Below are 12,714 nucleotides of genomic sequence, written 5' to 3' on the forward strand. Positions count from 1 at the left end.
TGGCGGGTGACGGGCGCGCCCGGCCAGTCAAGGATGGCGAGGTCGTCGGTCGCCATGGTGCGGGGGAGGAACCCGATGCCGAGACCGGCCGCGATCATCATGCGGATGACTTCCAGGTAGGGGCTTTCCTGGGCGGCGATGGGGTGCAGGCCCTGGGTGGTCAGGGCCTGGTCGATCTGGCGTCGCGTGGTGGAATCCGCGGGCGGCAGGATGGCCGGCCAGTCGTGCAGTCGCCGCAGTGTGTCCCGCGGGGTGGCGTCAGCGCGATTGCGGGCGACCATCGGAACGAGGTGATCGGTCCAGATGGTGTGCGCCTCGGTGCCCTTCGGCAGATCCTCGGGCAGGGTGGCCAGGGCCAGGTCGGCGTCGCCGTGCATGACCGCCTCGATGCCGGCCTCCGAATCCATGAACGCGAGTTCCAGGTCCAACCCCGGGTAGTGTTCGCGCATGGCGGAGAGTGGCGCGGGCAGGCGGTGCAGGGCGATGTGGTGCGAGGTGGCCAGGCGGATGCGACCGCGCACCACCTGATCGAGATCGGCCACCTGCTGCTCGATGGCGCGCAGGCGGGCGAGGATTTCGCGGGCCTCGGGCAGCAGGCGTTCCGCGACCTCGGTTGGCCGTACGCGGCGGCCCTGGCGCTCGAACAGCGGGCGTTCCAGTGTGGCTTCCAGGGACTGGATACGTTTGCTGATCGCCGGCTGGGTCAGGTGCAGCCGTTCGGCCGCGGCGGAGAAGGCGCCGGTGTCGACAACCGCGACGAAGGCCTGCAGGGATTCGACGCTCAGTTGCTCCGGGCGCATTCGTGTCTCTCCAGACCCTGCGTGAGATAATGACCCGTTCGATAGTCGGGCCCGGCATGACCCGGCAGTGGGATAACCGTATGGAATGATACGGATAAGAAATCGGATTTGAAAGAATACTGGCCGGACCGCAGACTCTGGTTAAACGGGCGTTGTGAAACAACGTCATTGCGAGGCGCTGGAGAAAGCACCGTCATGCCAAGGCGCCGCCAGATGCACCGTCGTTGTGAGGTGTGCAGCGACAAAGCAGCCCCGTTCGAAGCCGCCGGATTCCGGATGCCGGCGCTCTGTCAGCTTCAGGATGTGTCCGCATCGCCTTCGGTTCTTCGCAATGGCGGTGCTTGTGGCGACGCTGGGCACGAGCGGGCCTGTATAGCGCCGGTGGATAGCCGGCGGTGGGTCGCAAGAACGATAGAACGCGGCACGGCCGCGGGAGTAGGAAATGGCAGGCAAGACCCTGTATGACAAGTTGTGGGAGGCGCATGTGGTGCGCGAGGAGCCGGATGGCTCGACGCTGCTCTACATCGACCGCCACCTGGTGCACGAGGTGACCAGTCCGCAGGCCTTCGAGGGGCTTCGGCTGGCCGGGCGCAAGCCGTGGCGCGGGGATTCCGTGCTGGCGGTGCCGGACCACAACGTGCCTACCGCCGATCGCGACAAGGGGATCGCGGACCCGGTTTCGCGCACCCAGGTTGAGACGCTGGAGAGCAACGTCACGAGCCTGGGGCTGAAGTTCTTCCCGATGGCAGACGTGCGCCAGGGTATCGTGCATGTGATCGGCCCGGAGCAGGGGGCGACCCTGCCGGGGATGACCGTGGTCTGTGGTGACTCGCATACCTCCACGCATGGCGCGCTGGGCGCGCTGGCCTTCGGCATTGGCACCTCCGAGGTGGAGCATGTGCTGGCCACCCAGTGCCTGTGGCAAAAGAAGACCCGTGCCATGCAGATCCGCGTGGAAGGCGAGCTGCGCCCGGGCGTTACCGCGAAGGACGTGGTGCTGGCGATCATCGGCCGCATCGGTACCGCCGGTGGTACGGGCTATGCGATCGAGTTTGCCGGTTCGGCGATCCGTAGCCTGTCGATCGAGGGCCGCATGAGCATCTGTAACATGTCGATCGAGGCCGGGGCCCGGGCGGGCATGGTTGCCGTGGACGAGAAGACCATCGACTACGTGCGCGGCAAGCCGCAGGCGCCGACCGGCGAGAGGTTCGAGCGGGCGGCCGAGTACTGGCGCACGCTGGTTTCCGACCCCGATGCGGAGTTCGACGCGGTGGTGGAGATGGACGCCGCCGAGATCGCCCCGCAGGTCAGCTGGGGCACCTCGCCGGAGATGGTCGCACCGATCGACGGGCGGGTGCCCGACCCGGCGGCCGAGTCCGATCCGGTACGCGCCGAGGGCATGCAGCGGGCGCTGGAGTACATGGACCTGAAGCCGAACACCCCGATGACGGAGATCCGTCCGGACAAGGTGTTCATCGGCTCCTGCACCAACTCGCGCATCGAGGACCTGCGCGCCGCCGCCGAAGTGGTGAGGGGCCGCAAGAAGGCCGACAACATCAAGCTGGCGATGGTGGTGCCGGGCTCCGGGCTGGTGAAGCAACAGGCGGAGCAGGAGGGATTGGACCGCATCTTCCTGGACGCCGGCTTCGAGTGGCGCGAGCCGGGCTGCTCGATGTGCCTCGCGATGAACGCCGACCGCCTGGAGCCGGGCGAGCGTTGTGCCTCTACCTCGAACCGCAACTTCGAGGGCCGTCAGGGGCAGGGCGGGCGCACCCATCTGGTCAGCCCGTCGCTGGCCGCCGCGGCGGCCGTCGCCGGGCATTTCATCGAACCGTCGAAGCTGGAGGGCTGAGCGATGCAGGCGTTTACCGTACACAAGGGGATCGTGGCGCCGCTGGACCGCTCCAACGTGGATACTGACGCAATCATCCCCAAGCAGTACCTGAAGTCGGTCAAGCGCACGGGCTTCGGCCCCAATGCCTTCGACGACTGGCGCTATCTGGACCCGGGCGAGCCGGGCATGGATGGCTCGAAGCGCCGGCCGAACCCGGACTTTGTGCTCAACCAGGCACCGTTTGACCAGGCGACCATCCTGCTGGCGCGCAAGAACTTCGGCTGCGGCTCCTCGCGGGAACACGCGGTCTGGGCGCTGACGGACTTCGGTTTTCGCGCGGTGATCGCGCCATCGTTCGCGGATATCTTCTTCTCCAACAGTTGCAAGAACGGTCTGCTGCCGGTCGTGCTGGCCGAGGACGAGGTGCAGCGCCTGTTTGATCAGATGGAGGCGAACCCGGGCGCGCAGGTCGAGGTGAATCTGGAAGAGATGACCGTGACCGCGCCGGACGGTACCGTATTCAGGTTCACGCTGGACGAGGACCGCCGCCATCGCCTGCTGAACGGGCTGGATGACATCGCCCTGACGCTGCAGTTTGCGGACGATATTCGTGCGTTCGAGGAGCGCCAGCGCCGCGAATGGCCCTGGATGGCCGAACGCACGTAATACGGTGGCGGCAGCAGCACCGTCTCGCAGGTGTCGCAATATGCACCGTCATCGCGCGGAGTGCAGCGTTGCGATCTCCGTGGGCGGCCCCGGCACCGCGGGCCGGGGGTGGACGTTGGGGTCTTGTTGGGAGGTTGCCACGGCCCCTGGCGGGGCCTTGCAATGACGGTTAAGGACCTGAATTGAATTGATTGGGAGTGGTTTGTGAGCCGAATTCTGGTATTGCCCGGGGACGGGATCGGGCCCGAGATCGTGGCCGAGGCGCTGAAGGTGCTGGACCGCGTGGGCGAGATTGGCGGTCTGGGTCTGGAGATCGAGCAGGGCCTGATCGGGGGCGCGGCGCATGACGCGGCGGGGCACCCCTATCCGGAGGCCACCCGCGAGGCGGCGCGCCGTGCGGATGCGATCCTGCTGGGCGCGGTGGGCGGCCCGCAGTACGAGTCGCTGGAGCGCGATCTGCGTCCGGAGCGCGGATTGCTCGGCATCCGCTCGGATCTCGGGTTGTTCGCGAATCTGCGCCCGGCGATCCTGTATCCGCAACTGGCGTCGGCCTCCACGCTGAAACCCGAAGTGGTCAGCGGGCTGGATATCCTGATCGTGCGCGAGTTGACCGGGGGGATCTACTTTGGCCAGCCGCGCGGCATCGAGGAGCGCAATGGTGAGCGGGTCGGGTTCAATACGCTGGTCTACAGCGAATCCGAGATCGAACGCATCGCCCGCGCGGGTTTCGAGGCTGCAATGCGCCGGAACCAGCGCGTGTGTTCGGTGGACAAGGCGAATGTGCTGGAGGTTTCCGAACTTTGGCGCGAGGTGGTCGAGCGCGTCGGAAAGGAATTCCCCGAGGTCGAGTTGTCTCACATGTACGTGGACAACGCGGCCATGCAACTGGTGCGTGATCCCAAGCAGTTCGATGTGATGGTTACCGGCAACATGTTCGGCGACATCCTGTCCGATGCGGCCGCGATGCTGACCGGCTCCATTGGCATGCTGCCTTCGGCCTCGCTGAACAGCGAGGGCGTGGGCCTGTACGAGCCGATCCACGGGTCGGCGCCGGACATCGCCGGACAGGGCAAGGCCAACCCGATGGCGACGGTTCTGTCGGTCGCGATGTTGCTGCGGCACAGCCTGAACCGCAATGACCTGGCCGAACGCGTGGAGGCCGCGGTGGGCCGGGTACTGGATCAGGGCCTGCGCACCCCGGATATCTTCGGGGAGGGCATGACGCTGGTGGGTACGCAGGGGATGGGCGATGCCCTGGTCGCCGCGCTGGAAGAATAATTTAAATACATAAACTTGAAGATTAGAGTTCAACCGGGAATTAACGATGAGTGACCGCAAGTTTGACGTGGCCGTGGTCGGTGCAACCGGCGCCGTCGGCGAGACCCTGCTGGCCATCCTGGCCGAGCGTGACCTGCCGTTGGGGCGGGTGCACGCGCTGGCCAGCGCGCGTTCGGTGGGCAAGACGGTCGCCTTCGGGAATCGCGAGCTGGAGGTCGAGGACCTGGCGACCTTCGACTTCTCCACGGTGCAGATCGGGCTGTTCTCGCCGGGCGCCTCGGTTTCGGCGGAGTATGCGCCGAAGGCCGCGGCGGCCGGCTGCGTGGTGATCGACAACACGTCGCAGTTCCGCTACGACCCGGAGATCCCGCTGGTGGTGCCGGAGGTGAATCCGGATGCCGTAGGTGACTATACCCGGCACGGGATCATCGCGAATCCGAACTGCTCCACCATCCAGATGCTGGTGGCACTGAAGCCGCTGCACGACGCGGTGGGGATCGAGCGCATCAATGTGGCGACCTACCAGGCCGTCTCCGGTACCGGCAAGGATGCGATCGAGGAACTGGCGCACCAGACGGCGGCGCTGCTGAACGGCCGCCCGGTGGAGTGCAACGTGTATCCCAAGCAGATCGCGTTCAACGCGCTGCCACACATTGATGTCTTCCAGGACAACGGCTACACCAAGGAAGAGATGAAGATGGTCTGGGAGACCCGGAAGATCATGGGCGACGAGTCCATCCTGGTGAACCCGACCGCGGTGCGCATCCCGGTGTTCTACGGTCACTCCGAGGCGCTGCACATCGAGACGCGGGAGAAGATCAGCGCCGAGAAGGCGCGCGAGATCCTGTCCGCCGCGCCGGGGATTACCGTACTGGACAAGCACGAGGATGGCGGCTATCCGACCGCCGTGACCGAGGGTTCCGGCAAGGATGCGGTGTTCGTGGGCCGCATCCGCGAGGACATCTCGCATCCCCGCGGACTGGACCTCTGGGTGGTATCCGACAACGTGCGCAAGGGTGCTGCGCTGAACACGATCCAGATCGCGGAGGTTTTGATCCGGGATTACCTGTGATTTAATCCGGGAAAACGCCGGGGAGTCTCCCCGGCACATCCGTGGCCAGGGGGTCGTCGGCCGTGTCGGCCGGGGCATTGAGGCCACGCGGCACTTTCAGGGGGGAATTCGTGCGCAAGTTATTGGTTGGGTTTTTGTTCTTGCTGCTGGTGGCCCCGGCGTCCTCGAACTCCGTGGGCTTCGGTGAAGTCGACCTTCAATCCTTCCTGAATCAGCCCTTGCGAGCGGAGATACCCTTGCGCGGAGCGGCGGGGGTCGCGGATTCCCTGCGCATTCGCCAGGCGTCCGAGGATGAATACCGCCGGGCCGGTCTGAATCGTGGTGGCGTTCCGGGCGACCTGAATATCGAGCTGGAAGAGGATCGGGTCATCCTGACGACCCGGCGGCCGGTGCGCGAGCCCTATGTCGGCATCCTGCTGGAAGCTCGCTGGGACGGTGGCCGTTCGATGCGCGAGGTTTCACTGCTGCTGGACCCCCCCGGCACCATGCCCTCGGGCGCCTCGTCTCCGTCTGCGAGTGAGACTCCGGATACGGCACCCAGCACGCCCGGTGAAGGCGAAACCATCCGGGTGCGCAATGGCGATACGCTTTACTCGGTGGTGCGCCGTAGCGGCCTCTCGGGGTACAGCGACGAGCAGGCCATGCTCGCGTTCCGGGACGCCAACCCGCAGGCCTTTATTGGCAACAACATCAATTCGCTGCGGGCAGATGCCGAACTGCGCACGCCGTCCCGCGAACAGCTGGATGCACGCAGCAGCGCCGAGGCGCGCGCCGAGGTGGCCGAGCAGACTCGCTCCTGGCAGGAATCCACTCGTGCGGCTCGCGAAGAGCCCGAACCCGCCCCGGGGGAAGACGAAGGCGCCGCGGGGGAGGGCGAAGCGGTCGAGGATGAAGCCGAGGCAGCGGAGGAAGATGGCGTAGAAGCGGAAGAGCCTTCCGCGGCGGTCGAGGATGACGACGAGGCGGTGGCCGCGGATGACGATTCGGCCGCAAGTGACGACGCCGCTGCAGTCGAGGAGTCCGTGGGCGAGGAAGAGGCTGCGGAAGACCGGCTGGAGATCGTGGCCGACGTGATGCCGGAAGATGCCGAGGCGGGCGCCGCCCAGGGAGACTCCGAGGACCTGTTGCAGGAGTCCCTGCTGTCCCAGCGCGCCGAGATGGAAGGCATGCGTGAAGAGCTGTCCGAGCTGCGCGAGGAACTGGGCGAGCGCGGTCGCCTGGCCGACATTTCCAGCGAAAACATGGCCGAACTGGAGGAGCAGCTGAGCGAGCTGCGCGCCGAACGCGAACAGCTGCGCACGCGTCTGGATCGTGCCGATGCCGAGCGCAATGCGCCGCTGCACGAGCGCATCATGAACGATCCGCTGTTGCTGATGATGGCAATCGCGCTGGTGATTCTGCTGCTGCTGGTGCTGCTTGCGTTTGCCCGTGGTGGCCGCCGCGAGGTGGTGGTGGATGAGCGCGGTGCGGGTCTGAAGCCGCGGGCCGATAACAGCAATGTCCAGGCGGCGACCGTGGGTTCCGCGGGTTACGAGGCGCGTGAAGTCGAGGGTAGCGACGCTGGAACGGGGGCTGGATTCTCGGGGACCGCGACCGCAGTGGCGGCCGGAACCATTGCGGGGACGGCGGGTTCGCGCTCCGAAGAAGGAGCAGAGACCACGCAGGAGGAATCCGCCCATCCACCGGCCGGGCCCGAGGAAGACGTCGGCGAAGTAATGGTCTCCAGTACCAGCGAGGGTGCTGGGGGCATGGACGACGTGCTGGCGGAGGTGGATGTCTGCCTTGCCTATGGCATGAACGACCAGGCGGTCGAGACGCTCAATGCCGCCCTTGAGAAAAACCCGGACAACAAGCAATACCGGATCAAGCTGGTCGAGGCCCATGTGGCGCTGGGGGACGAGGCGGCCGCGCGCGAGGCGGCGACGGCCCTGCGAGATCGCCTGGGTCCGGACGACGATGCGCTGCGGGATCGTCTCTCGGAGCTGGAGTCGCAGTTGGGCCGTGCTTCCGGGGCGGCGGGTGTGGCCACTGCCGATTCCCTTGACGACGCGGCTTCGGTCGAGCCGGGTGCTTCGGGGGACGATGCAGACAGCAACGAGATTGATTTCTCGGGTCTGGAGCTGCCGGAAACGGACGAGGCCTCGCCGCGTGCAGATGCGCAAGAGCCGGGTGCCGGAGAGGATCAAGGGCTGTCGTTCGATATCGACGAGAATCTGGAAGAGGATCTCGCCAGTGCGGCCGAGACCAGTACGGAAGAAGGCCAGACGGCCGAGGACCTGAACAATCTGTCCTTCGACCTCGACGAGAACGAACTTCCGGACGTCGATGCGCCCGCAAGTGGCGGTGACAGTGGCGAAGGCCAGGAGACCGGGCTGGATATGGACGAAGGTCTGCCGGCTTCGGACGAGGCGCTTGCCGCGTCGGAATCGGCCGATGCCGGGGAAGGTACGGATGTGGCCGGCGATGACGAGAACGTCACGCGGCTGAGTCTGGCCCAGGCCTACGCGGACATGGGCGACGTGGAGGGCGCACAGGAGCTCATTGACGAGGTTTTGGGCTCCGGCACCGACGAACAGAAGCGCGAGGCCGAGGCGATCCGGGATCAGATTCAGGGAAGCTGATTGCGGGAGCCGGGTCGGGCCGGTCTCGTGAGGCCGGCACCGAGAATCGGTCATAGCTGCGACGCACGGCCCCGTCCGGAGGCGATGTCCCGGGCGGGGCCTTTTGGTTTTATGGACGGGGATGGACGCTGAATCGTGACGAACCCGGAGCAACGGATGAGTTCGGCCCCCGCCGCGGGAGAGGCGACGTCCGCGGGGGTGGCGTTGCTGGGGGTGCTGGGGGTTTCCGCGGCACTGGTGCCCGCCGAGCCGCTGGTGGTGACCGTCGCGGGTACGGTGGCCGGTGGGTTGAGCTTGACCGGTCTGGACTGGGGTCGTGTGCGCCGGCTGGTGCTGCGCCTGAAATGGTTTTATCTCTCGCTGGTGGTGTTCTACGGGTGGTGGCCCACGGGGTCCGAAGACTGGGTCGCGGGACTGCAGGAGGCCGGATGGCGGATCGCCGCACTGATGCTGGTAGTGGTGCTGGTGGTCTGGCTGACCGGACGCTTCCCCCGTCCGGCCCTGGTGCGCGCCCTTGGCGGTCTTCTGGACGGGCCTCGTCAGGTGCTGGGGGGATGGGGCGAGCGCTTCGCGCGACGCTTGTTTCTGGCACTGGCCTTGTTCGAGGGTGAACGGGGGGCACTGGAGCAACGCCGGGCGGGCTTGCGCGGAGTGCGCCGAGCCCGGTTGGCACAGGTACGGGAGTGGCTGGTCCTGCGTCTGGATCAGGCACTCGCCGGCGGTGGCGATGTTGCGGCAGGTACGGCTGTGGAATCCGGGCTCCCCTCGGGCTGGCGAGCCCCCAGGGGTGCCCTGGCCTGGCTTTGGGCGGGCGCGGTAGCGGTGTGGTGGGTGGCGCTGGGGGCAGGGTTTGAGTAGCGAACGGGTGTCGGTGTCATCCGGGGTCGTGGCGGCGCCGGCGACGCTCCAGCGCTGGGCGCTGGGTGTCGAATACGATGGCCGCCGGCTGCTGGGCTGGCAACGGCAAAAGGACGGTCCGAGCGTACAGGGGCACCTCGAGGCGGCGCTGGGATTCGTGGCGAATCACCCGGTGGACCTGAGCTGTGCGGGGCGTACCGATGCGGGGGTGCATGCTACCGCGCAGGTGGTGCACTTCGACACCCCGGCACAACGCGAACCACACGCCTGGGTCCTGGGGAGCAACAGTCGACTTCCGGACGCGATTGCGTTGACTTGGGCGCAGCCGGTGCCCGATACCTTCCATGCCCGGTTCGGGGCATTCGGGAGGCGCTACCGCTATGTGATCGCGAACCGCGAGATCCGTCCGGCGCTCGAGGCCGGGCGGGTGTCGTGGTGGCGACGGCCGCTGGAGGCCGGGCGCATGCATCGGGCCGGTCAGGCCTTCGTCGGGGAGCACGACTTCAGCAGCCTGCGAGCGGCGGCGTGTCAGGCCAAATCCCCCGTGCGCCAGGTCCATTCGCTGTCGGTGACCCGGCGCGGGTCCTACGTCATCCTGGATATCCACGCGAATGCCTTTCTGCATCACATGGTGCGGAATATCGCGGGCGTTCTGCTGGCGGTGGGGGATGGTCGGGCCGAGTCGAGCTGGCCGATGGAGGTGCTGGCGGCGCGGGATCGCCGCGCTTCCGGTATTACGGCCCCGGCCGGTGGGCTCTATTTCGTCCATGTCGAGTACCCGGAGGAGTTCGCCCTGCCGATCGCGGGTGGCCCCGTGCTGGAGGGCATCCCGGGGAATGGAGCGGGGTGATTGCGGGAAAGCCGGATCGGGGGCCGGGTTCTGGTAGGCTTGCGGCTCGTTTCTTCGAGTCGACGGGCATGCGGTACAGGGTCAAGATCTGCGGAGTCACCACGCCGGAACAGGCGCGTGCCGCGGCACAGGCCGGGGCGGATGCGATCGGGCTGGTGTTTCACGCCCCGAGCAGCCGGGTGGTGGAGCCGGCCCGTGCCGCGGCGATCGTGGCGGCCCTGCCGCCGTTCGTGACCACGGTGGGGTTGTTCGTGGATCCGGAACCCTCCCGGGTCGAGCAGGTGCTTCAGACAGTGGGGCTGGACTGCCTTCAGTTTCACGGGGACGAGACGGGACCGTCCTGCGCACGCTTCGGGCGGCCCTATCTGAAGGCCATTGCAATGGGCGAAGGGCAGGACCCGCGCCCGGTGATGGAGGCGCACGCTGATGCCCAGGGATTCCTGCTGGACAGCCATGGCGGAGAGCATAGTGGCGGGTCAGGGCATCGCTTCGACTGGCAGCGCGTGCCCGATGCCCTGGACCGCCCCTGGTTGCTGGCCGGGGGTCTGGATGCCGACTCGGTGCGTGTGGCGCTGGAACACCTGCGCCCGTACGGGGTCGATGTGAGTTCCGGGGTGGAATCCGCACCCGGGGTCAAGGATGCACGGCGCATGCGGGCCTTCGTGCAGGCCGTGCGCCAATGCGAGGTGGAGACTGATGAGCAAGATTGACTGGGCGGCGTTCCCGGATGCCCGCGGACATTTTGGTCCCTATGGTGGCCGGTTCGTCTCGGAGACCCTGATGGGGGCGCTGGACGAGCTGCAGCAGGTGTACGAGCAGTACATCCGCGATCCCGAATTCATGGCGGAGCTGGACCACGACCTGAAGCAGTTCGTCGGGCGACCCAACCCCCTCTACCACGCCGAGCGCCTGTCGCAGGAGCTGGGTGGCGCGCAGATCTACCTGAAGCGCGAGGATCTGAACCACACCGGCGCGCACAAGGTGAACAACACCATCGGCCAGGCGCTGCTGGCGAAGAAACTGGGCAAGACCCGTATCATCGCCGAGACCGGCGCCGGCCAGCACGGGGTGGCCACGGCGACCGTGGCCGCGCGCCTGGGTCTGGAATGCGTGATCTACATGGGCGAGGAAGACACCCGCCGACAGTCCCAGAACGTCTACCGCATGCGCCTGCTGGGTGCCGAGGTGGTGGGGGTGAAATCCGGGACGCGAACGCTGAAGGATGCCCTCAACGAGGCGATGCGCGACTGGGTGACGAATGTCGACGACACCTTCTACATCATCGGCACGGTCGCCGGACCGCATCCGTATCCGGCGATGGTGCGCGACTTCCAGGCGGTGATTGGCCGCGAGGCGCGCGAGCAGCACCTGGAAATGACCGGCAAGCTGCCGGATACCCTGGTGGCCTGCGTCGGGGGCGGATCCAACGCGATCGGACTGTTCCATCCGTTCCTGGCGGACGAGTCGGTCGAGATGATCGGTGTCGAGGCCGGGGGCGACGGCGTCGAGACTGGCCGGCACTCCGCGCCGCTGTGTGCCGGTCAGCCGGGCGTACTGCACGGCAATCGCACCTACCTGATGGAAGACGAGAACGGCCAGATCATCGGCACGCACTCGGTCTCGGCCGGGCTCGACTACCCGGGCGTGGGGCCGGAGCATGCGTGGCTGAAGGATATCGGCCGGGTGAACTATGTCTCGGTCACCGATGACCAGGCGCTGGCCGGGTTCCACCGCCTGACGCGCACCGAGGGCATCATCCCGGCACTGGAGACCAGCCACGCCATTGCCCATGTGCTGGATTTGGCGCCGCGGATGCGACCGGACCAGAGCATCATCATCAATCTGTCCGGGCGCGGCGACAAGGACCTGAACACCGTGGCCGAACGCGAGGGGATTACGCTATGAGCCGCATCGAACGGCGCTTCGCCGAACTGCGCGAACAAAACCGGGCGGCACTGATCCCGTACGTGACCGCGGGCGACCCGGAGCCGGGGGCCACCGTGCCCCTGATGCACGCACTGGTGGAGGCCGGGGCGGACCTGATCGAGCTGGGCGTCCCGTTCTCCGACCCGATGGCCGATGGTCCGGTGATCCAGAAGGCCTGTGAGCGGGCCCTGCGCTTCGGGACCGGCCTGCGCGACGTGCTGGCGATGGTGGCCGAGTTCCGCAAGGAGGACACCACCACCCCGGTGGTCCTGATGGGCTATCTGAACCCAGTGGAACGCATGGGGTACGAAACCTTCGCCGAAACGGCCAAGGCGGCCGGGCTGGACGGCCTGCTGACGGTGGACCTTCCGCCGGAGGAAAGCGAGGACGTGGTGGGCCTGCTGGAACAGTCCGGCATCGATCCGATCTTCCTGATCGCGCCGACGACCTCGGAAACCCGGATCGACCACGTGGCCCGGGCGGCGCGCGGTTTTGTCTACTACGTCTCCCTGAAGGGCGTGACCGGCTCGCAGAGCCTGGATGTCTCGGCCCTGGCCGAACGCCTGGAAAGCCTGCGATGCCACACCGGCCTGCCGCTGGGGGTGGGCTTTGGTATCCGCGATGCGGAAACCGCAGCGCAGGTGGCACGAGTAGCCGATGCGGTGGTGGTGGGGAGCGCCATCGTGCGCCTGGCCGAGGAGCACGACGGTGATGGTGCCGGTTATGCCCGCGCCGCAGCGGCAGTGGTGGGCGAGATGCGTCGGGCCATGGACGCGGCGCGGTCCCCGGGCGCGGCGGCCACGGTGTAG

The 12,714-nt window shown here is 67.0% G+C and carries 11 protein-coding genes; 10 read left to right on the top strand and 1 reads right to left on the bottom strand.

Annotated elements, in window-relative coordinates; all coding sequences use genetic code 11:
- The coding region (locus tag ACESLR_RS07385; protein ID WP_373066920.1) for a LysR family transcriptional regulator at nt 1–800 on the bottom strand (800 nt) is incomplete at its 3' end.
- 442 nt (nt 801–1,242) lie between these two features.
- Here ACESLR_RS07385 and leuC point away from each other — a divergent pair.
- The 10 genes from leuC (at nt 1,243) to trpA (ending at nt 12,714) form a co-directional block, all read left to right on the top strand.
- Complete coding sequence (gene leuC / locus ACESLR_RS07390; RefSeq protein ID WP_373023901.1) at nt 1,243–2,652, top strand: 3-isopropylmalate dehydratase large subunit; 1,410 nt, start codon at nt 1,243–1,245, stop codon at nt 2,650–2,652.
- A 3-nt stretch (nt 2,653–2,655) separates the two neighbouring features.
- The gene (gene leuD, locus ACESLR_RS07395; RefSeq protein ID WP_373023900.1) at nt 2,656–3,300 is read left to right on the top strand and encodes a 3-isopropylmalate dehydratase small subunit; all 645 of its coding nucleotides are present in this window, start codon (nt 2,656–2,658) and stop codon (nt 3,298–3,300) included.
- Nucleotides 3,301–3,504: 204 nt separating this feature from the next.
- The gene (leuB, locus tag ACESLR_RS07400) at nt 3,505–4,578 is read left to right on the top strand and encodes a 3-isopropylmalate dehydrogenase (protein WP_373023899.1); all 1,074 of its coding nucleotides are present in this window, start codon (nt 3,505–3,507) and stop codon (nt 4,576–4,578) included.
- Between the two features lie 46 nt (nt 4,579–4,624).
- On the top strand, nt 4,625–5,650 hold the full coding sequence (locus tag ACESLR_RS07405) for an aspartate-semialdehyde dehydrogenase (protein WP_373023898.1): 1,026 nt from the start codon (nt 4,625–4,627) through the stop codon (nt 5,648–5,650).
- 110 nt (nt 5,651–5,760) lie between these two features.
- On the top strand, nt 5,761–8,271 hold the full coding sequence (locus ACESLR_RS07410) for a FimV/HubP family polar landmark protein (protein ID WP_373023897.1): 2,511 nt from the start codon (nt 5,761–5,763) through the stop codon (nt 8,269–8,271).
- A gap of 156 nt (nt 8,272–8,427) precedes the next feature.
- Nucleotides 8,428–9,129, top strand: a complete 702-nt coding sequence (locus ACESLR_RS07415; RefSeq protein WP_373066924.1) for a hypothetical protein — start codon at nt 8,428–8,430, stop codon at nt 9,127–9,129.
- 7 nt (nt 9,130–9,136) lie between these two features.
- A complete protein-coding gene (gene truA, locus ACESLR_RS07420) occupies nt 9,137–9,979 on the top strand; it encodes a tRNA pseudouridine(38-40) synthase TruA (protein WP_373023942.1) in 843 nt (280 codons plus the stop codon).
- Nucleotides 9,980–10,047: 68 nt separating this feature from the next.
- Complete coding sequence (locus ACESLR_RS07425; RefSeq protein WP_373023895.1) at nt 10,048–10,689, top strand: phosphoribosylanthranilate isomerase; 642 nt, start codon at nt 10,048–10,050, stop codon at nt 10,687–10,689.
- Nucleotides 10,676–11,884 carry a tryptophan synthase subunit beta gene (gene trpB / locus ACESLR_RS07430; RefSeq protein WP_373023894.1) on the top strand — a complete coding sequence of 403 codons (1,209 nt, stop codon included), beginning with the start codon at nt 10,676–10,678 and terminating at the stop codon, nt 11,882–11,884. Before ACESLR_RS07425 ends, trpB begins: the two co-directional genes overlap by 14 nt.
- Entirely contained in the window at nt 11,881–12,714 is an 834-nt protein-coding gene (gene trpA, locus ACESLR_RS07435) for a tryptophan synthase subunit alpha (RefSeq protein WP_373023893.1), read from the top strand. Before trpB ends, trpA begins: the two co-directional genes overlap by 4 nt.

The organism is Thioalkalivibrio sp., from assembly GCF_041685615.1.
Lineage (GTDB): Bacteria > Pseudomonadota > Gammaproteobacteria > Ectothiorhodospirales > Ectothiorhodospiraceae > Thioalkalivibrio.

What these genes read in the sequence shown, in the direction of transcription:
- leuC (WP_373023901.1), top strand. Translation starts at nt 1,243, where the DNA reads ATGGCAGGCAAGACCCTGTATGACAAGTTGTGGGAGGCGCATGTGGTG.
- leuD (WP_373023900.1), top strand. Translation starts at nt 2,656, where the DNA reads ATGCAGGCGTTTACCGTACACAAGGGGATCGTGGCGCCGCTGGACCGC.
- ACESLR_RS07405 (WP_373023898.1), top strand. Translation starts at nt 4,625, where the DNA reads ATGAGTGACCGCAAGTTTGACGTGGCCGTGGTCGGTGCAACCGGCGCC.
- ACESLR_RS07415 (WP_373066924.1), top strand. Translation starts at nt 8,428, where the DNA reads ATGAGTTCGGCCCCCGCCGCGGGAGAGGCGACGTCCGCGGGGGTGGCG.
- ACESLR_RS07425 (WP_373023895.1), top strand. Translation starts at nt 10,048, where the DNA reads ATGCGGTACAGGGTCAAGATCTGCGGAGTCACCACGCCGGAACAGGCG.
- trpB (WP_373023894.1), top strand. Translation starts at nt 10,676, where the DNA reads ATGAGCAAGATTGACTGGGCGGCGTTCCCGGATGCCCGCGGACATTTT.
- trpA (WP_373023893.1), top strand. Translation starts at nt 11,881, where the DNA reads ATGAGCCGCATCGAACGGCGCTTCGCCGAACTGCGCGAACAAAACCGG.